This is a genomic window from Halomonas sp. AOP43-D1-4 (genome assembly GCF_052446175.1).
In the GTDB taxonomy this organism is placed as follows: Bacteria; Pseudomonadota; Gammaproteobacteria; order Pseudomonadales; family Halomonadaceae; genus Vreelandella; species Vreelandella citrativorans.
The window spans coordinates 105,258-127,232 of record NZ_JBQSVY010000005.1 but is presented as its reverse complement, the minus strand read 5'-3'; the positions used below and the strand labels follow the sequence as shown (position 1 = coordinate 127,232).

General features: G+C 56.9%; 20 protein-coding genes. 10 read left to right on the top strand and 10 right to left on the bottom strand.

Annotated features, from left to right (window positions below; translation table 11 throughout):
- Positions 1 to 18 precede the first annotated feature (18 nt).
- From ACT3RQ_RS07090 to ACT3RQ_RS07050, 9 genes are all read left to right on the top strand, one after another.
- A complete protein-coding gene (locus ACT3RQ_RS07090) occupies positions 19 to 1,281 on the top strand; it encodes an NAD(P)/FAD-dependent oxidoreductase (protein WP_444680204.1) in 1,263 nt (420 codons plus the stop codon).
- Positions 1,278 to 1,847, top strand: coding sequence for a DUF3261 domain-containing protein (locus tag ACT3RQ_RS07085; RefSeq protein WP_193056554.1), 570 nt, complete (start codon positions 1,278 to 1,280; stop codon positions 1,845 to 1,847). Before ACT3RQ_RS07090 ends, ACT3RQ_RS07085 begins: the two co-directional genes overlap by 4 nt.
- 11 nt (positions 1,848 to 1,858) lie before the next feature.
- Positions 1,859 to 3,025, top strand: a complete 1,167-nt coding sequence (locus ACT3RQ_RS07080) for a beta-ketoacyl-ACP synthase (RefSeq protein WP_444680203.1) — start codon at positions 1,859 to 1,861, stop codon at positions 3,023 to 3,025.
- Positions 3,018 to 3,512: an ApeP family dehydratase gene (locus ACT3RQ_RS07075; protein ID WP_444680202.1), complete on the top strand. Its 495-nt coding sequence runs from the start codon at positions 3,018 to 3,020 to the stop codon at positions 3,510 to 3,512. The genes ACT3RQ_RS07080 and ACT3RQ_RS07075 overlap by 8 nt, the downstream gene beginning before the upstream one ends.
- Complete coding sequence (gene fabG / locus ACT3RQ_RS07070; RefSeq protein ID WP_193056557.1) at positions 3,509 to 4,234, top strand: 3-oxoacyl-ACP reductase FabG; 726 nt, start codon at positions 3,509 to 3,511, stop codon at positions 4,232 to 4,234. Before ACT3RQ_RS07075 ends, fabG begins: the two co-directional genes overlap by 4 nt.
- Positions 4,234 to 5,493 (top strand): beta-ketoacyl-ACP synthase, encoded by a 1,260-nt coding sequence (locus tag ACT3RQ_RS07065; RefSeq protein ID WP_193056558.1) that lies wholly within the window; start codon positions 4,234 to 4,236, stop codon positions 5,491 to 5,493. The genes fabG and ACT3RQ_RS07065 overlap by 1 nt, the downstream gene beginning before the upstream one ends.
- A gap of 72 nt (positions 5,494 to 5,565) precedes the next feature.
- Positions 5,566 to 6,012: an excinuclease ATPase subunit gene (locus ACT3RQ_RS07060; RefSeq protein WP_226912060.1), complete on the top strand. Its 447-nt coding sequence runs from the start codon at positions 5,566 to 5,568 to the stop codon at positions 6,010 to 6,012.
- Positions 6,012 to 6,602 carry a 4'-phosphopantetheinyl transferase superfamily protein gene (locus tag ACT3RQ_RS07055; protein WP_172117653.1) on the top strand — a complete coding sequence of 197 codons (591 nt, stop codon included), beginning with the start codon at positions 6,012 to 6,014 and terminating at the stop codon, positions 6,600 to 6,602. Before ACT3RQ_RS07060 ends, ACT3RQ_RS07055 begins: the two co-directional genes overlap by 1 nt.
- A gap of 117 nt (positions 6,603 to 6,719) precedes the next feature.
- A complete protein-coding gene (locus ACT3RQ_RS07050; RefSeq protein WP_444680258.1) occupies positions 6,720 to 7,892 on the top strand; it encodes an MFS transporter in 1,173 nt (390 codons plus the stop codon).
- 47 nt (positions 7,893 to 7,939) lie between these two features.
- On the opposite strand, the gene ACT3RQ_RS07045 is transcribed toward ACT3RQ_RS07050, so the two are convergent.
- The 9 genes from ACT3RQ_RS07045 to ACT3RQ_RS07005 all read right to left on the bottom strand — a co-directional run bounded on the left by ACT3RQ_RS07045 (position 7,940) and on the right by ACT3RQ_RS07005 (position 20,135).
- Complete coding sequence (locus ACT3RQ_RS07045; RefSeq protein ID WP_444680201.1) at positions 7,940 to 8,719, bottom strand: TSUP family transporter; 780 nt, start codon at positions 8,717 to 8,719, stop codon at positions 7,940 to 7,942.
- A gap of 31 nt (positions 8,720 to 8,750) precedes the next feature.
- Positions 8,751 to 11,063, bottom strand: a complete 2,313-nt coding sequence (locus tag ACT3RQ_RS07040; RefSeq protein ID WP_444680200.1) for an ATP-dependent DNA helicase — start codon at positions 11,061 to 11,063, stop codon at positions 8,751 to 8,753.
- Entirely contained in the window at positions 11,060 to 12,754 is a 1,695-nt protein-coding gene (locus ACT3RQ_RS07035; RefSeq protein WP_444680199.1) for a VRR-NUC domain-containing protein, read from the bottom strand. The genes ACT3RQ_RS07040 and ACT3RQ_RS07035 overlap by 4 nt, the downstream gene beginning before the upstream one ends.
- A 44-nt stretch (positions 12,755 to 12,798) precedes the next feature.
- Complete coding sequence (locus tag ACT3RQ_RS07030; RefSeq protein WP_444680198.1) at positions 12,799 to 13,164, bottom strand: hypothetical protein; 366 nt, start codon at positions 13,162 to 13,164, stop codon at positions 12,799 to 12,801.
- A gap of 57 nt (positions 13,165 to 13,221) precedes the next feature.
- Positions 13,222 to 14,265 carry a histone deacetylase family protein gene (locus ACT3RQ_RS07025; protein ID WP_444680197.1) on the bottom strand — a complete coding sequence of 348 codons (1,044 nt, stop codon included), beginning with the start codon at positions 14,263 to 14,265 and terminating at the stop codon, positions 13,222 to 13,224.
- A 70-nt stretch (positions 14,266 to 14,335) separates the two neighbouring features.
- Positions 14,336 to 14,614, bottom strand: a complete 279-nt coding sequence (locus ACT3RQ_RS07020) for a GIY-YIG nuclease family protein (RefSeq protein ID WP_087108829.1) — start codon at positions 14,612 to 14,614, stop codon at positions 14,336 to 14,338.
- A gap of 9 nt (positions 14,615 to 14,623) precedes the next feature.
- Entirely contained in the window at positions 14,624 to 18,595 is a 3,972-nt protein-coding gene (locus ACT3RQ_RS07015) for an EAL domain-containing protein (protein WP_444680196.1), read from the bottom strand.
- Between the two features lie 37 nt (positions 18,596 to 18,632).
- A complete protein-coding gene (locus tag ACT3RQ_RS07010; RefSeq protein WP_444680195.1) occupies positions 18,633 to 19,625 on the bottom strand; it encodes a tripartite tricarboxylate transporter substrate binding protein in 993 nt (330 codons plus the stop codon).
- Between the two features lie 36 nt (positions 19,626 to 19,661).
- Positions 19,662 to 20,135, bottom strand: a complete 474-nt coding sequence (locus ACT3RQ_RS07005; protein ID WP_444630357.1) for a YchJ family protein — start codon at positions 20,133 to 20,135, stop codon at positions 19,662 to 19,664.
- Between the two features lie 188 nt (positions 20,136 to 20,323).
- On the opposite strand from ACT3RQ_RS07005, the gene ACT3RQ_RS07000 reads away from it, so the two are divergent.
- A complete protein-coding gene (locus tag ACT3RQ_RS07000) occupies positions 20,324 to 20,638 on the top strand; it encodes a hypothetical protein (protein WP_172117661.1) in 315 nt (104 codons plus the stop codon).
- Positions 20,639 to 20,747: 109 nt separating this feature from the next.
- On the opposite strand, the gene argE is transcribed toward ACT3RQ_RS07000, so the two are convergent.
- Positions 20,748 to 21,920, bottom strand: coding sequence for an acetylornithine deacetylase (argE, locus tag ACT3RQ_RS06995; protein ID WP_444680194.1), 1,173 nt, complete (start codon positions 21,918 to 21,920; stop codon positions 20,748 to 20,750).
- Between the last annotated feature and the right edge of the window lie 55 nt (positions 21,921 to 21,975).

Genomic DNA, 21,975 nt, shown 5'->3' with positions numbered 1-21,975 from the left:
ATAGAAACAACGCAACACATGAATATCCAAGATACCACCGATGTCGCCATCATCGGCGCCGGGCCTTCCGGAGCGGCTGCAGCGGCCTGGCTTGCCCAGCGGGGTCTGGATGTGCGGGTGATTGAGCGCAGCCGCTTTCCGCGCTTTTCCATCGGCGAAAGTTTACTGCCACAGTGCATGGTCCATCTTGAAGCCTGTGGCCTGCTGGATGCCGCCAAGGCAGGCGGATTTCAAACCAAGAACGGGGCGGCCTTCACTTGGCGGGATCGCTATGCGGCCATCGATTTTCGCGACAAGTTCACGCCAGGCCCAGGCACCACGTGGCAGATCGAACGCGCTGATTTTGACCAGCGCCTGATCGAAGGCGCGCGCCAGCTGGGCGCCCAGGTTGAGTTTGACACCCGCGTTGAAGCCTTTGTCGCCGATCCCGAACGCCCCAGCCTTACGCTGGTCGATGCCAACGGTGAGCAGCGCTCGTTACACGCACGCTTTGTGCTCGACGCCAGTGGTTATGGTCGCGTCCTGGCGCGCCTCACCGGCCTTGCCCGCCCCTCGACGCTTGAATCACGCTGCGCGCTGTTTACCCATATTGACGATCACATTGATTGTTCGCGTTACGACCGCGAGAAGATCCTGATCGGTTTGCACCCTGAGCATCCCGGCATCTGGTACTGGCTGATTCCCTTCACGAATGGGCGGGCATCGGTCGGCGTAGTAGGTGATCGGGCAACGCTGGAAGCTGCAGGTATCAATGATGAGGAGCGCCTCTGGCACTTCATACGTGCCGAACCGAGGCTCGCCGAACTACTGGCCAATGCGAACGCCATTCGCGCGGTTAGCCGCTTAGAGGGTTATTCAGCAGATGTCGAGCAACTGCACGGCCCCGGTTTTGCCCTGCTGGGTAACGCGGGTGAATTTCTTGATCCGGTTTTCTCTTCAGGGGTCACCATCGCCCTGGATTCGGCCCTGCGTGCCGCCCCCTTGGTCGAGCGCCAGCTCGCCGGTGAGCACGTCGATTGGAATAGCCAGTTTGAACAGCCCCTACGACGCGGCGTTGCCACCTTCCGTGAATTCGTGGAGGCCTGGTACGATGGCCGCCTACCGCGCATCATCTTCAATGACCAACAGATACCGCGCATACGCACCATGATCAGCTCAGTGCTCGCCGGCTACGCCTGGGATGAAGAAAACCCGTTCGTTGCCGCCAGCCGTCGGCGGTTAGACAGTCTGGCAGAGGCCTGTACCGATATGCGCTGCGATACCGCAGGGAAGGAAAAATGACCACCACGTTGTTTCGCTTCGCATGTCAGGCAGGACTGCTCAGCGCCCTGCTTCTGCTGTTCGGCTGTGCCGGGCGGCCGGTGGCGACCGTACCCAGCCTCGCGACACTACCGGCGATGGAAACGCAGCGGCAGCGCCTGACGTTTGAACATAATGACCAGCGCCATGAGATGATTGGCGTTCTGCGCCACGACGACAAGACGTTGCGCCTGGTCATACTAAGCCCACAAGGCCAGCGCCTGCTGACTCTGATACACGACGATAGCGGCAGCCGCTTTCTACAGGATGCCGCCTTTGAGCCGCCCTTTACCGCTGAGTGGCTGGCCAGCCGTTTGAGCTGGAACCTGTGGCCCGCACCGGCTATTGAACAAGCCTTTGGGTCCAGCGCCTGGTCAATCCAGGAGGATGAGACGGGCCGCACGATGCGCTACCGGCAGCGTATCGTGGCACGGATCAGCGGTAATTCGGCATGCACGTTCATTGACGACGTTGAGGCAGGCTACCGCCTGTATATCATGCCCCTTAGTGACACCGACCAGACAACCGCCCCATGCTTAACCCCTTGATAGCGTCTCAGATGCCTCCTTGTCGCCTCCTGCCACCGGCCCTGGTCTGTTCGATCGGTGACGATCTGGCCACCATAGCCGACGCCCTGTTTACTGGCCGTCGTGGGCTTGAGTATGACGACGTGTTTACCCCCGGGCGGCCTTTACCGTTAGGCCGAGTCACGACCTCCCTGCCCGATGCCCAGGCGCTACCGCCAGCGCACCGTTCGCGCAATAACCAGCTGCTGGCCGCCGCCCTGGAGCAGTTGGCACCGACGCTTGAGGCTTTTCGCAAGCGGCACCCCCAGCCGCGTATCGGCGTGGTGCTCGGCACCAGTACCTCCGGCATCGGCGAAACCGAAACAGCGCTGGCCGAGCGCCAGAGAGATGGCCACTGGCCCGACGACTTTCATTACCAGCGCCATGAAATTGGCGCGCCAGCCCGCTTTGTTGCCGAGTGGCTCGGCCTGGACGGACCAACCTACACGCTCTCTACCGCCTGTACGTCGAGTGCGCGCGCCCTGGCAAGCGCCAAACGCCTGCTGGCGAGCGGCATGTGCGATGCGGTTATCGCCGGTGGGGCTGACAGTCTTTGCGGGTTGACCGTCAACGGGTTTGCCTCGCTTGAGGCGCTTAGCGACCGTCCTTCTCAGCCTTTCTCGGCCGAGCGTGACGGTATCAACCTTGGAGAAGCCGCCGCACTGTTTCTGGTAACGGCAGAAACCGGCGGCATTCAGCTCAGTGGTTACGGTGAAAGCAGCGACGCTTACCATATTTCCGCTCCACGGCCAGATGGCCAGGGGGCCATTCAGGCGATGCAAGCCGCGCTTGCTATGGCACAGCTGCCCGCCACGGCCATTGATTATCTCAACCTGCACGGCACCGCCACGCGCCAGAACGACAGCATGGAAGCCAAGGCAGTCGCAACGCTTTTCGGCAATACGCTACCGTGCAGTTCAACGAAGGCCCTGACCGGGCACACGCTAGGCGCCTGCGGCGCGCTCGAAGCGGCGTTCTGCTGGCTGACGCTCAATGAGGGGCGCCTGCCGCCCCAGGTTCACGATAGTGACGTCGACCCAGAACTTCCGTTACTGAATTACGCCAAGGCGACGACCCATCACGGCCGTCGCGCGATCAGCAATGCCTTCGCGTTTGGGGGTAATAACATCGCCTTGTTGATGGAACGTTTCAATGAATGATTCACTTATCCCCGCACGGCTTGACCTGCCCTGCGATATCGCGCCGTACGTGCCACACCGCTTAGGCATGTGCCTTCTGGATACGCTACTGGCCGTGGGTGACGAACACCTGCATGCCCGCGTCGTACCTCAACCCGACGACCTGTTTGCCACACCAGACGGCATTCCCGGCTGGGTCGGGTTAGAGTGGCTTGCCCAGGCCGTTGCCGCGTGGGCGGGTGTGCAGTCCGTGACGTCAGGCGATACGCCGAAAATTGGCTTTCTACTCGGCACGCGCCGTTATCAGTGCCAGCAGCCGTTTTTTAACTTCGACCAGCCGATACGCATCGAAGTAGAGCTCGATTTTCGGGCAGATAATGGCCTGGGCGCGTTTCAGGGGCGCTTGCTGGATGCTCAGCAACAGCTGATCGCTAACGCCACACTCAACGTGTTTCAGCCCGATACGCAACAGGCGCTGGAAATGATGCAACAAGGAAAAACTCAATGACGAATACCATCCTGGTTACCGGTTCAAGCCGCGGTATCGGCCAAGCCATCGCCTTACGCTTGGCGCGGGATGGCTTCGATATCGTCGTACATTGCCGTCAGCGTCAGGCAGAGGCAAAAGCCGTCGCAAACCAGATTCGTGATATGGGCCGCAACGCCCGCGTGCTGTGCTTTGATGTTGCCGACAGGGCCGCGGCGCAGCAGGCGCTGGACGCCGATATCGAAGCGCATGGCGCCTACTACGGTGTTGTCTGCAATGCGGGCATTACCGCCGACGCCGCCTTCCCCGCGCTCTCTGATGAGGATTGGGACAGCGTGATCCACACCAATCTCGACGGTTTCTATAACGTTGTGAAGCCCCTCGTCATGCCGATGATTCGCCGCCGGGCGCCCGGCCGCATCGTCGTGATGTCCTCGGTTTCAGGCATGATGGGCAACCGTGGCCAGGTCAACTACAGCGCTGCCAAGGCCGGGCTGATCGGTGCCATGAAAGCCTTGGCCGTGGAACTGGCGAAACGCCGCATTACGGTCAACTGCGTTGCCCCAGGCTTGATCGACACCGACATGACCGACGACCTGGTTACCGAGGAAGCGCTCAAGTTAATTCCCATGCAACGCACCGGTACCAGCGAAGAAGTCGCAGCCACGGTGGGCTTTTTATGTTCAGCCGATGCTGGCTATATTACTCGGCAAGTATTCGCCGTCAACGGAGGGATGTGCTGATGGCAAGTAATGTACAACGCCAGGGCGGGCTGGGGCGCCGTGTGGTAGTGACCGGCATGGCCGGTTTCTCGCCGATCGGCAACGACTGGCCAAGCATCAAGGCTCGCCTTGAGCGTTTGCAAAACGGCGTTATCCACATGGATGACTGGGAAAGTTATGACGGCCTCAATACGCGCCTTGGGGCGCCCGTGCGCGACGTTACCTTGCCTGCGCATTATCATCGCCGGGCGCTGCGCAGCATGGGCCGCGGCGCGCAGATGGCCACGCGTGCCAGTGAGCTGGCGCTGGAAGATGCAGGCCTGCTGGATACGCCGCTCTTAGGCAGTGGCCAGATGGGGATCGCGTACGGCGCCTCCGCTGGGGAGCCCGACGCCATTGCCGACTTTGGCAACATGTTGATCAATAAGTCGACCGATGGCCTGAACGCCAACTCCTATATTCGTATGATGGCCCACACCGCACCGGTCAATATCGGCGTTTTTCTCGGGGTGCGCGGGCGGATCTATACCACCTCAAGTGCCTGCACGTCTGGCAGCCAAGGCATCGGCTATGCTTACGAAGCCATCCGTTTCGGACGCCAGACCGCCATGATTGCCGGTGGTTGCGAGGAGCTTTCGGCTTCCGAGGCGGCCGTCTTCGATACGCTGTTTGCGACCAGTACGCGCAATGACGCGCCGCACACCTCGCCGCGCCCCTTTGACGCCGAGCGCGACGGTCTGGTGATCGGAGAAGGGGCAGGCACGCTGATCCTTGAGGAACTGGAGCACGCCCAAGCACGGGGAGCCACCATTCACGCAGAGCTTGTGGGCTTTGGTACCAACAGCGATGGCCGCCACGTTACCCAGCCGGATGCCAGCATGATGGAGCAAGCGATTCGCCAGGCACTGGAGGATGCAAATTTGCAGCCCGAGCAGATTGGTTATGTCAGCGCCCACGGCACGGCCACCGAGCGGGGCGATATTGCCGAGAGTCATGCGACACACGCGGTGTTCGGCTCAAACCTGCCCATTAGCGCTTTTAAAAGCTTCACCGGCCACACGCTAGGCGCCTGCGGTGCGCTGGAAGCCTGGGTCGCCATCAAGATGATGCAGGAAGGCTGGTTCCACGGCACCGCCAATCTTGACCGCCTTGATGATGCCTGTGCAGAACTCGACTACTTGAACGGCCCAGGACGGAACATTGACTGTGACTATGTCATGAGCAATAACTTCGCTTTTGGAGGCATCAACACCTCGTTGATCTTCCGCCGCTGGCCCTGATATCGCTTACGACTCAGTGCCACTCACACTACCTGCTCTCAGGTACTTAAACCCAGCAAGAAGGAACGCTAAATGAGCCGAGGAATGATGTTAATGGGGGTGCTACTAGGCGCTCTACTAGTAAGCACGACGAGCCATGCGCGCGACACGACACACATGCTCTCTATTGAGGACGCAATGAACACGCCCGATGCGAGAGCACGGCTTGATTCCAATATTCAATTTATCTTTGGCGACACTCCGCACGGCGAGATTACCGCCGAGCATGGTCCTGCCGTCACAAATAAAAAGACCAATGCTTTCAACAAGTCTGATGTAGAAGCCTGCGAGTGGGTCATGCTCTCGGCGCTTCTTAGCTTGCAAGACCGCGTCAAAGCGGAAGGCGGTAATGCGGTGGTTAACATTGAGAGTTTTTATGACCGTCAGCCGATGTCCTCGACCAGTGAGTATGAGTGCCATGCAGGGGCGCTTATGGCCGGTGTCGCGCTGCGAGGTGACGTTGTCACGCTAGCCGACTAATGACCGCGTATTTAGACATTGTGTTGGCCCAAGCCCCCGCTCACAGCAGCGGGGCTTGTTTATCGGCGCTGGGCAGAGAGCTTCTCTCCCAGCTTGCCGACGCTCGCGGCTACCGCTGCCCTGTTAGCGAGTGGTCGCCTAGAGGCGGCGGTGCGCCGTGGCACCCAGCACTTCCGCCTCCGTGGAAAGCATGTCTCGCCCACCGCGACAACCGCGTGATTGCCGGTATCGCCACGGTCCCTGTGGGCATTGATATAGAGCATGTTCGCCTGCGACATAAAAAACGCCTACCCGAGCTGGTGGCGTGCCTGCCTGAGGCCGACGTACGCCGCAAGATACATCAGTCCGCTGTACCTCTAGACGCCTTTTACCGCGCATGGACACTCCACGAAGCGCTGTTCAAGCTGGATAGCCTGTCCGGCACTCCTTCAAGCCATGTATTGAGCACCCGTCTTGAGCGGCTAGCCCCTAGGGGCAATGTTCATGCCTGGCAATGGCAGCAGCAAGGCTGGACCATCAGCCTCTGTGCACACGCAAGTTCGCTTGAAATTCGCAGTCTCCCCAACCTCTCTTTTATGCAACTCGACTAACACTCGCCAACGCGGGCCGCCCCCTCCCTTACTTCCTGACGTAAAATAGTAGCTTGCTAACGACAGTGCTATCATCAGTGCCTTTGCCATCTTGATGTTCATCCAGGGAAGCTCACCATCAACCATTTAACCCATACCAAAGCCGTACTGCTGTTTGCCAGCACCATGACGGTGATGTCGGGCGCGATTATTGCGCCTGCTTTGCCGGGTATCAGCCGCCATTTTTCGGATCATCCGCAGGTGTTGATTCAACTGATCCTGACGCTTCCTGCGCTGATGATTACGCTGTTCAGCCCGCTAATGGGCTATCTGGCCGACCGGTTTGGGCGCAAGCCGCTACTCCTGATGATGCTGTCCATTTATGGCCTGGCGGGTGGGGCGGGCTTCTTGATTGATAGCGTGAACCTGTTGTTAGCATCACGGGCGCTGATGGGCATCGCCGTGGCCGGTATTTTAAGTATTAGTACTACGTTAGTTGGCGACTATTTTGATGGCCCCGAGCGAGTGCGTTTTTTGGGTCTGCAAAGTAGCTGCATGGCGCTCGGTGGCGTGGTGTTTATTAATCTGGGTGGGCTACTCTCCGACTGGAGCTGGCGGGGGCCTTTCCTGCTTTACCTAACCGGGGTGTTTCTACTGCCTTATGCCTGGACGATGCTCAAGGCGCCTAAGCTCCAGAGCAATGCGCAGGCAGGCAGCGTCAACGCGCCGGTCAAGGTCGACTATATGCGCACCGGGATTGCCTATTTGGCGGGCATGCTGAGCATGATGATGTTTTATATGTTCCCGGCGCAGCTGCCTTTTTTGCTTTCAGAGCAGGGTGAGGTCAGCGGTTTAGCCATCGGCATTGCGCTCTCGACCGCTGCCTTTACCGCCAGCATCGTGTCGTTCTGCTATGGCAACTACAAACCCTTTTTGTCGGTCATGACGATCTATATAGCGGGCTTTGTACTGGCCGCGCTGGGCTTTATGGTGGTGGGCCTTACGCAGAGTTATGCCATGGCGATTGTCGGTGCGGCCATTTCGGGGCTTGGCCTGGGCGCTTTTATGCCCAACACCACGGCCTGGCTAATGCGTATTACGCCACAGCGAGTGCGTGGCCGCGTGTTTGGTGGCTTTACCGCTACCTTCTTTCTTGGTCAGTTTATCTCGCCCATTGCGGTCGCCCCTGCGGTTACCTGGCTTGAGTCACTGCGCAATGTTTATACCGGCATGGCCGTGCTCTGCTGCGTGTTGGCGGTGATACTGGTGATCCTGAGCAGGACGTTGCTACGCGCCGACAGCACGCTTTAAGCGGTAGCAACGTTTTCATGCCAAGCCGATAATCAAGAAGGCGAGAATCAAGAAGGCGAAAATACCAGCCCAATGATGCTGACAAAGATCAGCACCGCGCCCAGCACCCGGAAGAACACGCCCGTATCGGCTTTGATGATATAGCGGTGCGCCCGCTCACCCAACAGGTGCCCGGCATACGCGCAGGGCAATAGCCATAGCTGGTGGATCAGCTGTAGGTCCACACCGGCAAACACAAACGAGATCATCTTGATCACGACCAGAATGAACCACAGCACGAACATGGTATCGCGCAACTGCTCCTTGGCGACATGCGAGGCAAACACCGCCACGATCAGCGGCGCACCAATCAGCGACGTACCGCTGACATAGCCGCCCAGGGCCAGCAGTATATAGTCGACGTACTTGTTGTTGCTTCTAAACGGTTTATTGAGCACATAGCCAATGGCATAGACCAGCACGATGCCGAAAATGATGCTGGTCATGATATTGGCAGGCAGCGTTAACAGGCCCACCACGCCAACCAGCTTGGGAATGATCATGATTTTGAGGGCTTTTAGTAAATAGCCCCAATCAATATTGCTTTGTACCGGCGCGTTGCTACTCTCCCGCTTTATTTGACGGTTGCCCTGCCAGGCAATCCAACTGGAGAAGATCAGTAGATGAATGGCGATAATCGGCAGGAAAAGCAGCGGGTCGTTAACGACCAGCAGTAGAAACGGCAACGCCAGCACAGCACCGCCAAACCCCAGGCTGGTTCTAACAAAACCGCTCCAGGCAAAAATCAGCCCGATCAACGCATACTGATACCACAACAAATCCGCCATTCACTTGCGTCCCTGGTTATCACGTTGGTTATCAAAATGATGATCCGCCTACCGCCCACCAGCTGGGTAACAGCGCCTGCACGCGGGTGTGGGCAAAACGATCATCCATTAATACCACAACCCCTTCATCAGAGGGGCTGCGGATCACCCGTCCGGCGGCTTGTACTACCTTGATCATCCCCGGAATGCGGTAGGTGTAGTCATCGCCCTGGCCAAACCGTGCCGTGAGGCGCGCTTTAAGGGCTTCGTTGAAAGCATTAAACGGCGGCAGCCCAAGCGTTGCGATAAACGCGCCAATCAGTCGGTCGCCGGGCAGGTCGATGCCTTCAGCAAAGGCGCCGCCCAGCACCGCAAAGCCGACCCCCTCCCCACCCGGCGTAAAACGCTGCAAGAACGCTTCGCGCTCGGCTTCACGCATGCCCGGCGTTTGGGCAAATGCAGGGATGTCAGGGTGCTGTTCACAAAACCGCTTAAGCGCGGCATTGAGGTAGGTGAAACTGCTAAAAAATGCCAGGTAGTGGCCCGGCGCCTGCTCGTACTGCTGGGCCATTTCGGCCACCATCGGCGCAAGCGACGCCTCCCGGTCGCGAAAGCGCGTCGAGATATCCCGCCGAATGCGCACTTCAAGCTGGCGGGCCACAAAGGGCGAGCACACTTCGCGCCATACCATGTTCGCTGGCAGGCCCAGCAGGTCACGGTAATAATGGGCAGGCGTTAGGGTGGCGGAGAACAGCACGGTGCTATGCGCGGCCTTGAAGCGTGGCGCTAAAAAGTCCGCCGGTATCAGATTACGCAGACCGATTAGCGCCTTCCCTCGCCCTTTTAGCGTTACATCACACAGCGAGTGGTCGCCAAAACTCTCTGCCAAGCGGCAAAAGGCCAGCGCCTCAAACAGCAGCTCCTGGAGCTCATAAGAGATATCTTCGGGGTGCTCGCCCAGGTGGTTGGTGATCGAGGCGGCAGCGTTCTGAAGGGCGCCCACCAGTTTATCGGGTAGCGACTCAAGCAGGTGATAGCCTTCCCGTTCCGTATCATCCGGCTTACTTTCGGCGACGTCTTTCACCACGGCCTGCCACTGCCGACCCAGGCTTGCCAATGAGCGGCTCAGGGCTTTCGGGGCGCTACGCTTAACGCGATTAAAACGCTGCTGGTCAAGCTCGGCGCTGTACATTCCACGTGCCCGCTCAACCAGGTTGTGCGCTTCATCCACCAAGAGTCCCACTCGCCAATCATTAGCTTGTGCCAAGCCATGGAGCAGCGCATGGCGATCAAACCAGTGGTTAACGTCGCCCACAATCACATCGGCCCAGCGCGCCAGTTCCTGGCCCAAGTAATAAGGGCAGACACTGTGAGTAAGCGCTAACTTGCGCAGCGTTTCGCGGTCCCACCCGCTTTCAGCCACGGCGGCCTGGCGTGCAGCGGGCAGGCGGTCATAGAAGCCCGCCGCTAACGGGCAGGCATCACCATGGCAGGCGGTTCCGGGGTACTCGCAGGCTTTTTCACGGGCAATGAGTTCCAGCACACGCGGCGCGCTGTTATCAGAATGTTCGGCGGATTGTCCAGAAGGGCGAAGCTGAGCCAGGGCGTCCAACGCCAAGCGGCGCCCGGGCGTTTTCATGGTCAGAAAAGCAATCCGATCAAGCTGCTGGCGCGGCATGGCGGTGAGCATGGGGAACAGCGTGGCCAACGTTTTGCCGATCCCGGTAGGCGCCTGGGCCAGTAGGCAGCGCTCGGTGCTGGCGGCCTTGTAAACATCTTCGGCTAGCTCGCGCTGGCCGGGGCGAAACGTAGTATGAGGAAATTGAAGGTCGTTTAACGCTGCATCGCGGGCTTCACGATGCGCTGCTTCCTGTTCGGCCCAGGCAATAAAGCGCTCACACTGGGTGATAAAAAACGTCTCAAGCTCAGATGCTCGCGCTTTCTGGCTAAGCAAAGTCTCTTTTTCAGTGGCGATATCCAGATACACCAGCGTGAGCGTGACCTCCTCCAACTCGCGCGCTTTGCATAACAGCGCGCCGTAGATCTTCACCTGCGCCCAATGCAGCGCGCGCTGGTTATCGGCCATGCGCTCAAGGCTACCGCGGTAGGTCTTGACCTCCTCCAAACGGTTTTCGGCAGGATCGTACCCATCAGCGCGTCCGGTGACGGCCAGGCTTTTGTAGGTACCGGAAAGCGGCATTTCGGCAATATAGTCATCGCCTCGGCGGCTGGCGACCAGGCGATGCCCGGCCATACCTTCCTGAGCACTGGGTGACGGGGTAAAGCGGTGGTCCAAGTCACCCTCGCGGGCGGTAAAATCACACAGTGCGCGAACGGCTATCCGATACTCCGCAGCGCTACTCATAACGTACCTGGCGAGTCAGCCAGCCACTGCACGTAACATACTGCAACCGGAATACGATGCTGATGAAAAAATGCCAGCCAGCGGCGCTGGTTATCCTGAAGCCGGTCACCAGGACCCTTCACTTCGATAAACCGATAGCGGGGTTCATTCTTCGGTGCGTTGGGTAAAAACTGGATCAAGTCAGGCAGCCCTGCCCGATTAGCTTTAATGTCTTGTAAAAGCCGTTCAAAACAGGCTTTCAAGTGGGCGGCGGGCAGGCACTCAAGCGCCAGCGCTAAAAGCGTTTCATCCAGCAATGGCCAGTGCACAAAGGGGGACGCCAGGCCGTGTTTTTGCTGCCAGGTGGTGTGAATCGTCCGCCGGTAGCTGCCATCCTCTAGCTGTGCCAGGCACTCATCAAATAAACCACGCCGTCGGGCGACGAAATCTTCACGATAAAGATCTGCGGGCCCGCTATGAAACGGATGAAAAAACGCCCCGGGCAGAGGAGCAAAGATAGCGGGCCAACAGAGCAGGCCAAACAAGCCGGTGATTAGCATGTTTTCCGCATAGTACACCGGCGCTTCAGGCGTGCCGACGTGCTGCCCAACGGCGCGCTCTACCGGCTGAGGGCCGGGAAGCGTTAACTCCCAGCGCGTGTAGGCGGGCTCATGCACCGGCGGCTGCGCCTCCATTTTCAACTTTTTACGCAGCCGAGGCAGCAACCGTGCGAGTGCCTGAGCTTCGGTTTCATTGGGCGTAAGTCGCTGGGCATCCATTGCCAGCTCAAATGCCTCCTGATACCTACCCAACCGCTCCAATACGCGCAGCTGGCGAACGCGGGCTTCGCTGCTACCCGCTTGTGCATAAAGTAAAATGGCCTGCTCGGTTTGGCCACTGCGCTCCGCTTCGCGGCCCATCTGCAACACCACGCGGGCATGCCGAGTCGCTAACCAGGCGTTAGCGGGTTTGGGCGGTAGCTCATGCTGTAGATGTTCAAGTGGCTCGCCCTCTTCAAGACGCTGCCTAAGCCTATGCAAGACGAAGTAAGCATTCACTTCTTCGCGTTTCTGAAAGGCACGCGAGGCGGCGGTGAACGGTACCTTTTCAAACCGCTGAAGCCCAAGCTCCGTCAGCACGAACTCGGCCCAGTCCTGGCGCAGGTTGCCAAAGAACATCAGCCGTAACCGGTCGCACACGTCCATTACGTTAAGGCGCACGATGCTGTCCGACGCTTTTGGCCACCACTCGGTTAACGGTTTTATCTCAGTGAGCTGGGGCGTTAGCGTGGCCTGGAGTACCGCTTTGCCAGCAGACGCGGGCAGCCCCGCATCGCGTATAGGCGTTGCCAAGGCTGAGCGCAGCTCGGCCAAGCGCAGTTGATGAAACAGCTCATTCACACTCAGCGCCGGGGCAGTATCCACCCAACCAAGCGAGGCCAAAGGTGCGAGGGCATCTGCCGTGTCGCCTATTTCCGGGTAGTTGAGTTTGTAAAGCCGGAACAGCTCGCCCTTGCGCATTACCATACGGGTAAGCAACGCCTGGGAAGAGCGCGGCAGCGTATCAAAGCGGCTTATAAAGGTGAGTTCGTCGGTATCTAGAAGGTCAGCGTGGCGCTCACCCACCCACCCCAGCACGAAGCGGAAGTTCGTCAGGTAGTAGAAGGGGTCGTCGAGCGAAGCAGTAACGGAAGTGGCAGAAGCACTGTTCATGCATCCATTGTATCAGCGCGATTTGCCCCGCGTCATGGGCTATTTCAGCCCACGCGGTGCTGCCTTAACACCTCAAGTGCATCATCCACTTCGTCATGGGAAACGCTGGAAGACACGGGGGATTGGCGGGTGGTGCGAGGCTTCGCACTATCACCTACCAGTACGTACCATTCGGCTTCGGTGAGATAGTGCTGACACCAACGACCCAGGCCGTCGGCCACGACTTCACGGCTGCACTTACCACCGCGAAAGGCATGGGCAAGGTAGAGTAAATCCTGCCGGGCGGTGCGCGCACGGGCATTGCCGCCATGCACCTTGGAAAGCGGGCAGCGCCGGTCGTAGGCCGCGTTGGTTAACGCATTAAGCCAACGCTCCAATTCATGTCCCTGAATACCGCCGTAAACTGCCACGCCTGCGCTCCCTGCCCGTTAGTGGGGGCGTTAGCCTGCCCTAATAAAGGCCAGCTGTCATCTATCTCGCGAGTTTATCTGCTCAAACCCTTGTAGCACATTGACGACGTTGACACCTATTTCTTCAACCGCATAGCCTCCCTCCATTAAAAAGGTGGTGGGTAGACCGGCTTCTGCCAAACGCTTGCCCAAGGCAATAAAGTCATCGCGCTTGAAAGTGAACGCGCTAATAGGGTCGCCTTCGAAGATATCCACGCCGAGCGATACGATCAACAGCTCACACTCATGGGTTTTGATGGCAATAAGCGCCTGCTCCAGCGTTTGCATCCAGGTGGCTACGCTGGTGCCAGGCGCCATCGGGTAGTTGAGGTTGAAGCCCTGCCCTTCGCCCGTACCGGTTTCATCGGCGTAGCCTAGATAGTAGGGAAAGGTCACATCAGGGTCGCCATGTAGCGAAGCAAATAGAACGTCGTTACGCGCATAGAAAATCTGTTGGGTGCCGTTGCCATGGTGGAAGTCGACATCCAGCACCGCCACGCGGCGTCGGCCTGCATCCAGCGCGTGCTGGGCAGCAATCGCGGCATTGTTAAAAAAGCAGTAGCCACCAAACTGGTCAAATGCAGCGTGGTGCCCCGGCGGGCGGCACAACCCAAAGCTGGGCTCTCCCGTGGCCAAGGTATATTCCTCAGCACCCAACGCGGCGTCCTTACTCGCCATGGCCGCTTCAAAGGTGCCTTCACAGATAGAGGTTTCCGCCGCAAGCGCGTAGTAGCCAAGCTGGCCACTCACCGAGAGCGGAATTTTATCCTGACGCAGGGTGCGCGCTGGCCAGATATTGGGGATCGCCTCACCGCTATGCCCGGCTGTTTGCCATGCCTGCCAGCAGGTTTTAAGGAAGCTGACGTAACTGGCATCGTGAACCGCACATACCGGCTCCAGGCCATAGGCGTCAGGAGCGCGCACTTCGAAACCGGCCTGGCGCAGTTGTTCGAGCACCAGGTCAACACGCTCGGGGCACTCAAAGGGGCTGACAAGTGCCCCGTCATGAAGCTCCGTTCGCGCCTGGCGCAAACGACTATCCTCAGAGAAAAACGTCAGCATGTTGGCTCCTGAATAACCGGGAAAGGCGGGCAGGCTCGTATAAAAACGAGCGCTTTAGCTTTACGTTAGCTTAATCCACTTCTATCGAAAGCGGCCAGCGCGTTGCCCAATGACGTTTTTGAACAGAGGTTTGCTGTTTCAACTGATACTCTGCCCGGCTGGCGGCGGCCCTATCTTCAAACGGCTGGGCGCCCAGCAGAGCAACCGGTGGGTTAGCACGGGTATAACGCGCCCCTTTGCCCGCACAGTGGGCGCGATAGCGTTTGGCGATATTGTTGGTGATGCCCACATAAGTCCCGCGTCGGCACTCTAATAAGTAAACATACCAAGGGGTTGAGGGTAACGACATCCCAGCTCCTTAGGGGGATAAATGGGCAATAAAGGCTTGCAGGGCTTCCACTGGCATCGGCTTGGCCAGTAGATAGCCCTGGAAAATATCACACTGATAGCCCAGCAGGCGCTGATACTGCTCTTCAGTCTCCACTCCTTCAGCCACGACCTTGAGCCCCAAGTGGTGAGCCATGGAGATAATCCCTTGCACAATCGCTGCGTCATCGTAGCTATTGGTGAGCTCATTAATAAAGCTGCGGTCAATTTTCACCGTGCTAATAGGCAGGTCCTTAAGATAACTAAGGCTTGAATAGCCCGTACCAAAATCATCAATCGACACGCCAATATGCATACTGCACAGGGCATGCAGCGTATCGATCGCGCCTTCGGCGTTATCCGTCAAAATACCTTCGGTCAGTTCCAGACTCAGCTGTTCAGCCGGTAGGCCGGTGGTTAGCAGGGTTTGGCGCAGCGTGGCAAGAAAATTGGAGCGCTGGAACTGGAGCGGTGAAAGGTTAACCGCCACACGTATTTTACCCAGCCCTTGTTGCGCCAGTGACTGCATATCCTGGCAAGCACGTTGGAGTGCCCACTCACTGATCGGAATAATTTGCCCGGTGGTTTCTGCCAGCGGAATAAACCGCGCGGGAGAGATAAAGCCTTTTTCCGGATGCTCCCAGCGCAGTAGCGCTTCTACACCGGCAAGCTTTCCTTCCCGATTCATTAACGGCTGGTAATGCAGTGCGAACTCTTCGCGCTCAATGGCTTCCTGGAGATCATTACGCAGCACCATGCGCTCGCTAACCGTATCGGTAAACGCGTGGGTAAACCACTCGTAGGCATTACGCCCTTGCTGCTTGGCCTTGTACATCGCCATATCGGCTTGTTGAATCAGCGTTTTTGGCTGAAGTGTATCTGGCTGGCTCATCGCGATACCGATACTCGCGGTCAGGTAAAGCTCTTGGGATTCAATACGGTAAGGGCGCGCTAACATAGGCAGCAACCGCTCCACCAAATCAACAACGTCAGACTCGTCGTTAATCGCCGTTTGCAGAATAACGAACTCATCCCCGCCCATACGGGCAACCGTATCCTCAGGCCTGACCGCATTGATAAGCCTACGGGCGACTTCGACCAACACCTGATCACCCACTGCATGCCCCAAGTTGTCGTTAATGGGCTTGAAATCATCCAGATCCACAAACAGCACGGCCAGACGCTTTTTATCCTTACCCAGCGTAGAAAACTGCTTTAACAGCATTTCCTCAAAGAATGTACGGTTAGGCAGGCGGGTCAGGTCATCATGTGAAGCATTGTGAGCCAAACGCGCCTCGTACGCTTTATGCTCGGAAATATCTTGCTGCACGCCGACAAAGTGCGTTACCTGATCGTCCTGGTCGCGTACCGGCGCTATATACAGATCATTCCAGAATAGCGTGCCATCTTTGCGGTAATTGCAGATAGTGACGTTGACGTCTTTCTGCTCATTAATACAAGCACGAATGCGTTGGATAACCGCCGGATCGCTGCCAGGCCCCTGAAGCAGGCGACAGTTTTTACCAAGGATTTCCTCCTGGCGATATCCCGTTATTAACGTAAACGCTTTATTGGCATAAATAATGGGCAAATCAGGTTGTCCAGCATCGGCGATCACAATGCCGTTAACGCTGGCTTCCACACTGCGTTCCAGGATACGCAGGCGAGACTCCTGTTGACGAGCAGCCGTCACCTCCTGAGCAATGGCATGCACCCCTTGCACGGTGTTATGCACCACCATCGGCAGATGAATAATATCCAATTGATGCAAACGACCCGCGCGGTCTTTCAGATTGAGTTCATATCGGTAAATCCCCCCTTGCAGGGCCGTTTCGATATAGGCCTCTACGCGCGTCACATCCTGTTCAGCAATAAAAAAGGTGAACGGCTTGCCGAGCATTTCCTCAACCGAGTAACCGGTCAGTGACGCGCAGGTGGCATTGGCCGTTACAAAGCAGCCCGCCTCATCCAGGGTAAATACCGCATCAGGATGATGGGTAAACAATGAGCGATAGCGCTGCTCGCTCTCCTCTAACGAGCGCCGCACCTGAAAACGCTCAACAGCCAGCGCCATCAAGCCAGCCGCTTTTTCAATTCGCACCGTATCGGCACTGCTTGGGGTGCTGGACTTTGGGTAGTAAACCGCAATAGTGCCCACCAGTTGGCCCTCGCCACCGTAGACAGGGCTCGACCAACAGGAGGCAAGCCCGGCCTGTTTGGAAACGCTATGATAGCCCCGCCAGCGCTCGTCCTCAGCAATATTAGCGCATATAACCGTTGCCCCCTGGTAGGCGGCACTACCACAAGCGCCATTATTTGCGCTGATCAAAATGCGCTGTATCGCGCTGCGGTAGGCGGCGGGCAGTCGGTTTCCCGCGATGAACTCCAGGTGAGCACCTGTATCGTTAGCCAACATGACAGAACAGATTGCCGAAGGTAACTCGCGCTCCAACATAAGACACAGGCTTTCCAGCGTTTCCTTTAGGGGCTGCTCTTGGGCAATCATGTGCTGGATCGCCTGCTGGTCTTCCAGTGACTGACGCGTCTGAACAAGCTCGCGGGCACGAGAAACACTGACGCTCACAACGCCAAGACTAAAAGCCAACAAACCACTAAGCAGCAAGCTGCCTAACGCAACTGCAAACGACAGCAGGTTCAATTGATGCCAGTTGTACTGGTTACCTGGGTAGGCATAAAGCGCCAAGTTAATGCCGCCGGGCAAGCCGATATAGCGTGACGCCAGCGCGAGCTCTGGCGTTTCCATACGGTCGGCAGCAAAACCAGCGGGGTGTAACTTCATCAGCGGCATGTCATCACGATTCACTCTCACCTGGAAAGGGCCCACCTCAAGGCGCAACTCGTTTTCCAACATGGTGGCCAGGTTAAAACTGGCGAATAGGTAATGATTGTTAGCGGGAACCGGGATAACAAATATTGCTTCGTGGGGTCGGCTGGTATCCGTCATCAACATCCTTGGACGACCGAGCGGAATTTGCATCCAGGCACGTGTTTGCTCTTCCTCCAACTGCTGATGTAGCCATCGTTCCATTTCAGCCGTCCGCCCCACTCCCCACTCCCAGGTCAACTGCTGCTGATCAACTATCGCAATGGCGCTAATACTGGGGATGTCCCGCAGGTAGTGTTGTGCGTCATTATCCAGCAGGTTCACATCCCAGTCTGTGCCCATGGCGCTCAGCCGCTCTGCCATTCGTTGCATTAATCGCAAGCGGTCTTGTGTTGCCCGCTCGATATTGAGTTGAACGTTATCCAATAGATAGGCGGCTTGCTGTTGCAGCGACGTTTGTTGATAGGCGTTTAACAATAGCCAGATAAAACAACTGATCGTAACGCCCCATAGCGAGGCGACGACGGTCACCCGGCCTGGATTTAGACGTTGCGGCTTACCCCGTAAGCCTGCTGCCAGCATGGCGGTACCTAAAAAGCAGATAATGACCAATGCGGTCATGGGCGACGATGAAAAGAGAGGAGAAGCATTGCTTAGCGCAAGCCATAGCTTTCCAACCACAAAAAGGGCAAGCCCCCACAGGCTTAGCCCACCGGCTATCCATAACCAGCGCCGCCATGCGCTAGAAAGCCCCACCCAAAAGCACACCCCAATCATTAAAAAAAAGCCAGCCGACAAGCTGGTGATACGCGGCCCATTGCTGAGCCATGAGTCGCCTCGACCGCCTTCCAGGCTATTATGTACCAAGGTGTAAGTGATGACCGAAAACAGAGATAAAATGCTGATAACTTTTGTTTTTCTCCACCCCTGAAGCGACGCTATCAGCGCAGTACCGACCAGCAGAGTGATCAGTGCTCCATCCGGCACTAGCGTTGCAAAAAATGGCCGTGTCGGCACACTGAGACCTACCACTACCCCGACGACTCCCATGCAAACGAGGGTTGCCGATATCATAAGTAGCAGGGTTTCCAACGCCAATTGGCGCGTATTTATCCGCATGGTTCTACGCCCCATCAGGCCTTGGCATTGATATCTTTCATCGTCCAAAGTGTACCCGTTCTGTGAGTGATACCAGCTCATTAAATTGCTCATCTAAATAATCGCGATAAGTGCCTAGCGATCGATAATCAATTAATGAGCCATACTCATGTGTAATCCGATGACGTAATGGCTCGCTGGCAAGCGCATAAGCTAACGCATCGTTCAAAACGGCAAGCTCTCCCGGCGGTGTTCCTGCAGGCGCAAACACACCTCGGTCGCTCGTATGGACCAGATCAATTCCCTGCTCACGAAGCGTAAGAACGTCAGGCAACCCAGAGAGTCGCTCGCTTCCCGCTACGGCCAGCGGTACCAGGGCACCCGAGACAAAAAGAGTGCCCGCCGAGGGCAGGTTAAGCATGGCGAAATCAATTTCTCTAGCCACCAAAGCTTCTACCTCAGAGGCCGTATCAGGAAAATGAACCAACTGTACATCCGAGAGCGAGATACCGCTTTGTTCAAAAAACTGCAGCCAGAACAAGTGGTCGGTGGAGTTAGCGATAACGCCAAACTTGAGCGGGGCTGAGGAAGTCTGAACTAACGCGTCAATATCACTGGCTTGTTGAGCCGCATGCCCTGCATACGTGGCGGGAATATTAATCGTGCGAACCAGCAGTGACACCGGCGCAAAGTCAGCGTGGGAAAACGAAGCGAGCCCTGCCAAGTACGAAAGATCAATCGTTTGATGGCTACCGAGCAACGTATAACCGTCGGGCGAGGCATTTTTGACATACTGAGCGCCCCGCATGGCTTCACGACCGGGCATATTAACCACAAGCACAGGCTGGTCTAGATAAATTTGTGCCGTGTCAAAAATATCCCGAAACAACACATCGGTCGCCCCTCCTAAACCAAAGGGAATGACAACGGTAATTTCTCTATCCGGGTACCGATTTTCAGCAAACGCGAACGTCGTTCCCCACAATAACAACCCACTGACAAACCCTAATGTGATGCAATAACGAGCGAGTCCCCTGCCACTATATGCCATGACATCAAGCCCTCGTTTTTATTAGTTAACGCATAGCTACTCTTTGCAACATAGCTTTAATTTTCGGCCGCTACCACAAAAGCAGGGATCGTTACGCCGCGGCTTGAGACGCACGACCTCAGGCGTACCATCCACGTACCACCACCGGCTCTGCTCAAACACGAAACGCGAGTTTTCTTCAAGCATGTGCCAGCGGCCACGCTCTTTGAAATAAGCGCGAAAATGAACACAACCTTTATCAGCATCAGGGGGCGTCTCTTCGGATGCTGCTTTAACAATGGTGAGAGCTTTCCACTCGGTGTTAAGGTCCGGTGATAGCGCTTCAGGGCGAGTGCTCACGTGCCAAGTGGCAAGCACGTAGTCGCATAGATTCAGCGCAAAGGCACTGTAGCGAGAGCGCATTAACGCTTCCGGGGTAGGGGCTGGCGCGCCATCGTGGTAACGGCCACAGCACGCGTCAGTCGACAATCCTGTACCGCAAGGGCAACTTTTTTCAATTAGAGACATCATAGAAAGGCTCATATATCACGGTCACTTAAGCCTAACCGATAATCCTTAAAACCGTCCTACACATGGCCCATGTTTTCGTTCGATTTTGGCCCCATGTTAAGCGTATAGTGATTGAGCAAGATTTTTTTTTGACTTACGGAGTACGAAACACGACCCCAATATTCTTTCCAAATGCAGCGGAGGTTCTCATGAAGGTTTATAAACCCGAATGGCAGTGCACGTTTAGCGTAAACGAAGGCGCAGAAGAATCAGCCAACTGGAAAGAGCGAGTCGCTTGGCGACTGCGGGCGATAGCCGACCGTTTGGACGGTGTTGGTCGGACGCTGAAGGTTAATTGTCATGTTTCTCCTCAGGTCAGCCAAGAGGAAATGGATACCTGCTTGGGCAAAGGGTTTGAAGTGACCCAGCAGCTGTTAACCCAGTTGGCGCATCAGCAAGCGTGTGAAGATGTGATGCGCAATGCCAAAGCCGAGCTTTTCGAACAGAACCACCAGCATCATTAACGTGGAGGAGGCTCCCACCCGTTGAGCGGGTGGGTTGAAATGCGTCCATTCACACCGTTTTCAAACACGTTCCCAGCTACCTTTCCCCACGACGTTTCCAAGTGCTTGTCTAATCAGCATGATAGGGTTGGTGTAGCGCGTCTCCCAAGCGGCCCATAAACGCTAGGCATGCCTCAAGTTCGCTTTTCTCAATATACTCATCCGGCTGATGCGCTTGAGCGATACTGCCCGGACCCAGAATAATCGTTTGCAACCCTTGGCCTTGAAACTGCCCCGCCTCGGTGGCGTAGGCCACTGCGTGATTGCAGCAGGTACCGGGCAGGTGGTCTTTAGCCAAGCGCAGTACGGCGTGGTTATCTCGGTCGGCCAGGCCTGGCACCGTTACATTCAGCGGCTCGGTCACAATCTGTACGTCCTTGCCACGCGCCCTTAGCTCGGCACTTAACGTATCGGCATACGCTTCAAAACGAGCGAATACCTCATCAAACGTCTCGGTGGGCAGGTGGCGTATTTCCCACTCGAACTGACACTCACGCGCCATGATATTGATCGCCGTACCGCCCTTGATCTTGCCAACGTGGAGGCTGGTGTGGGGTACGTTGAACGCCTCATCCACTTTGCCCTCTTTCACCAACGCCGCCATGGTGTCTTCGATAAAGGTAACCAAGCGTGCTGCTACATGTATGGCCGAAGTGCCCTGATTGACCTGGCTGCTGTGCGCTTCGCGCCCTACGACGGTGGTACGCAGATTGGTGGCGCCCTTCTGGGCCACTACGGGCTGCATGCTGGTCGGCTCACCGACAATGACATGCGCGGTGGTTGAGTAGTGCTCGTAGAAGCGCTTGATCAGCGCAGGCGCACCGACACAGCCAACCTCCTCGTCATAGGAAAAACCAAAATAGACCGGCTGCTGCAAGGGCGCCTTCACCCACGTGGGCACCATGGCAAGAGCGCAGGCAATGAAGCCTTTCATATCACAGGTGCCACGCCCGTAAAGCTTACCGTCTTGGCCGTCATGCAGGGCGAAAGGATCTGTCGACCAGGGCTGGCCTTCCACCGGCACCACATCGGTATGGCCGGAGAGCATCACCCCACCCGGCGCGTCAGGGCCTATACGGGCAATCAAGTTCGCCTTGGTGCCGCAGGGGCTCATCACCCGTTCGGAGGCGACGCCGTACTCTTCAAGATAAGCTTCGACAAACTCGATCAGCGCCAGGTTAGAGCCACGGGAGGTAGTATCGAAAGAGACCAGTTTGGTTAATAGCGCTATTGCGTCACTCATACGACTCTCATTGGTTATGCACGTTGTCTCAACCCTATCACCGCCCTCGCAGTGC

Excerpts from the sequence above, each read along its gene's own strand:
- ACT3RQ_RS07010 (WP_444680195.1), bottom strand. The coding sequence starts at position 19,625 with ATGGCATATAGTGGCAGGGGACTCGCTCGTTATTGCATCACATTAGGG.
- ACT3RQ_RS07055 (WP_172117653.1), top strand. The coding sequence starts at position 6,012 with ATGACCGCGTATTTAGACATTGTGTTGGCCCAAGCCCCCGCTCACAGC.
- ACT3RQ_RS07090 (WP_444680204.1), top strand. The coding sequence starts at position 19 with ATGAATATCCAAGATACCACCGATGTCGCCATCATCGGCGCCGGGCCT.
- ACT3RQ_RS07025 (WP_444680197.1), bottom strand. The coding sequence starts at position 14,265 with ATGCTGACGTTTTTCTCTGAGGATAGTCGTTTGCGCCAGGCGCGAACG.
- ACT3RQ_RS07000 (WP_172117661.1), top strand. The coding sequence starts at position 20,324 with ATGAAGGTTTATAAACCCGAATGGCAGTGCACGTTTAGCGTAAACGAA.
- ACT3RQ_RS07005 (WP_444630357.1), bottom strand. The coding sequence starts at position 20,135 with ATGATGTCTCTAATTGAAAAAAGTTGCCCTTGCGGTACAGGATTGTCG.
- ACT3RQ_RS07075 (WP_444680202.1), top strand. The coding sequence starts at position 3,018 with ATGAATGATTCACTTATCCCCGCACGGCTTGACCTGCCCTGCGATATC.
- ACT3RQ_RS07035 (WP_444680199.1), bottom strand. The coding sequence starts at position 12,754 with ATGAACAGTGCTTCTGCCACTTCCGTTACTGCTTCGCTCGACGACCCC.
- ACT3RQ_RS07020 (WP_087108829.1), bottom strand. The coding sequence starts at position 14,614 with ATGTCGTTACCCTCAACCCCTTGGTATGTTTACTTATTAGAGTGCCGA.
- ACT3RQ_RS07045 (WP_444680201.1), bottom strand. The coding sequence starts at position 8,719 with ATGGCGGATTTGTTGTGGTATCAGTATGCGTTGATCGGGCTGATTTTT.
- ACT3RQ_RS07080 (WP_444680203.1), top strand. The coding sequence starts at position 1,859 with ATGCCTCCTTGTCGCCTCCTGCCACCGGCCCTGGTCTGTTCGATCGGT.
- ACT3RQ_RS07015 (WP_444680196.1), bottom strand. The coding sequence starts at position 18,595 with ATGCGGATAAATACGCGCCAATTGGCGTTGGAAACCCTGCTACTTATG.
- ACT3RQ_RS07060 (WP_226912060.1), top strand. The coding sequence starts at position 5,566 with ATGAGCCGAGGAATGATGTTAATGGGGGTGCTACTAGGCGCTCTACTA.
- ACT3RQ_RS07040 (WP_444680200.1), bottom strand. The coding sequence starts at position 11,063 with ATGAGTAGCGCTGCGGAGTATCGGATAGCCGTTCGCGCACTGTGTGAT.
- fabG (WP_193056557.1), top strand. The coding sequence starts at position 3,509 with ATGACGAATACCATCCTGGTTACCGGTTCAAGCCGCGGTATCGGCCAA.
- argE (WP_444680194.1), bottom strand. The coding sequence starts at position 21,920 with ATGAGTGACGCAATAGCGCTATTAACCAAACTGGTCTCTTTCGATACT.
- ACT3RQ_RS07085 (WP_193056554.1), top strand. The coding sequence starts at position 1,278 with ATGACCACCACGTTGTTTCGCTTCGCATGTCAGGCAGGACTGCTCAGC.
- ACT3RQ_RS07065 (WP_193056558.1), top strand. The coding sequence starts at position 4,234 with ATGGCAAGTAATGTACAACGCCAGGGCGGGCTGGGGCGCCGTGTGGTA.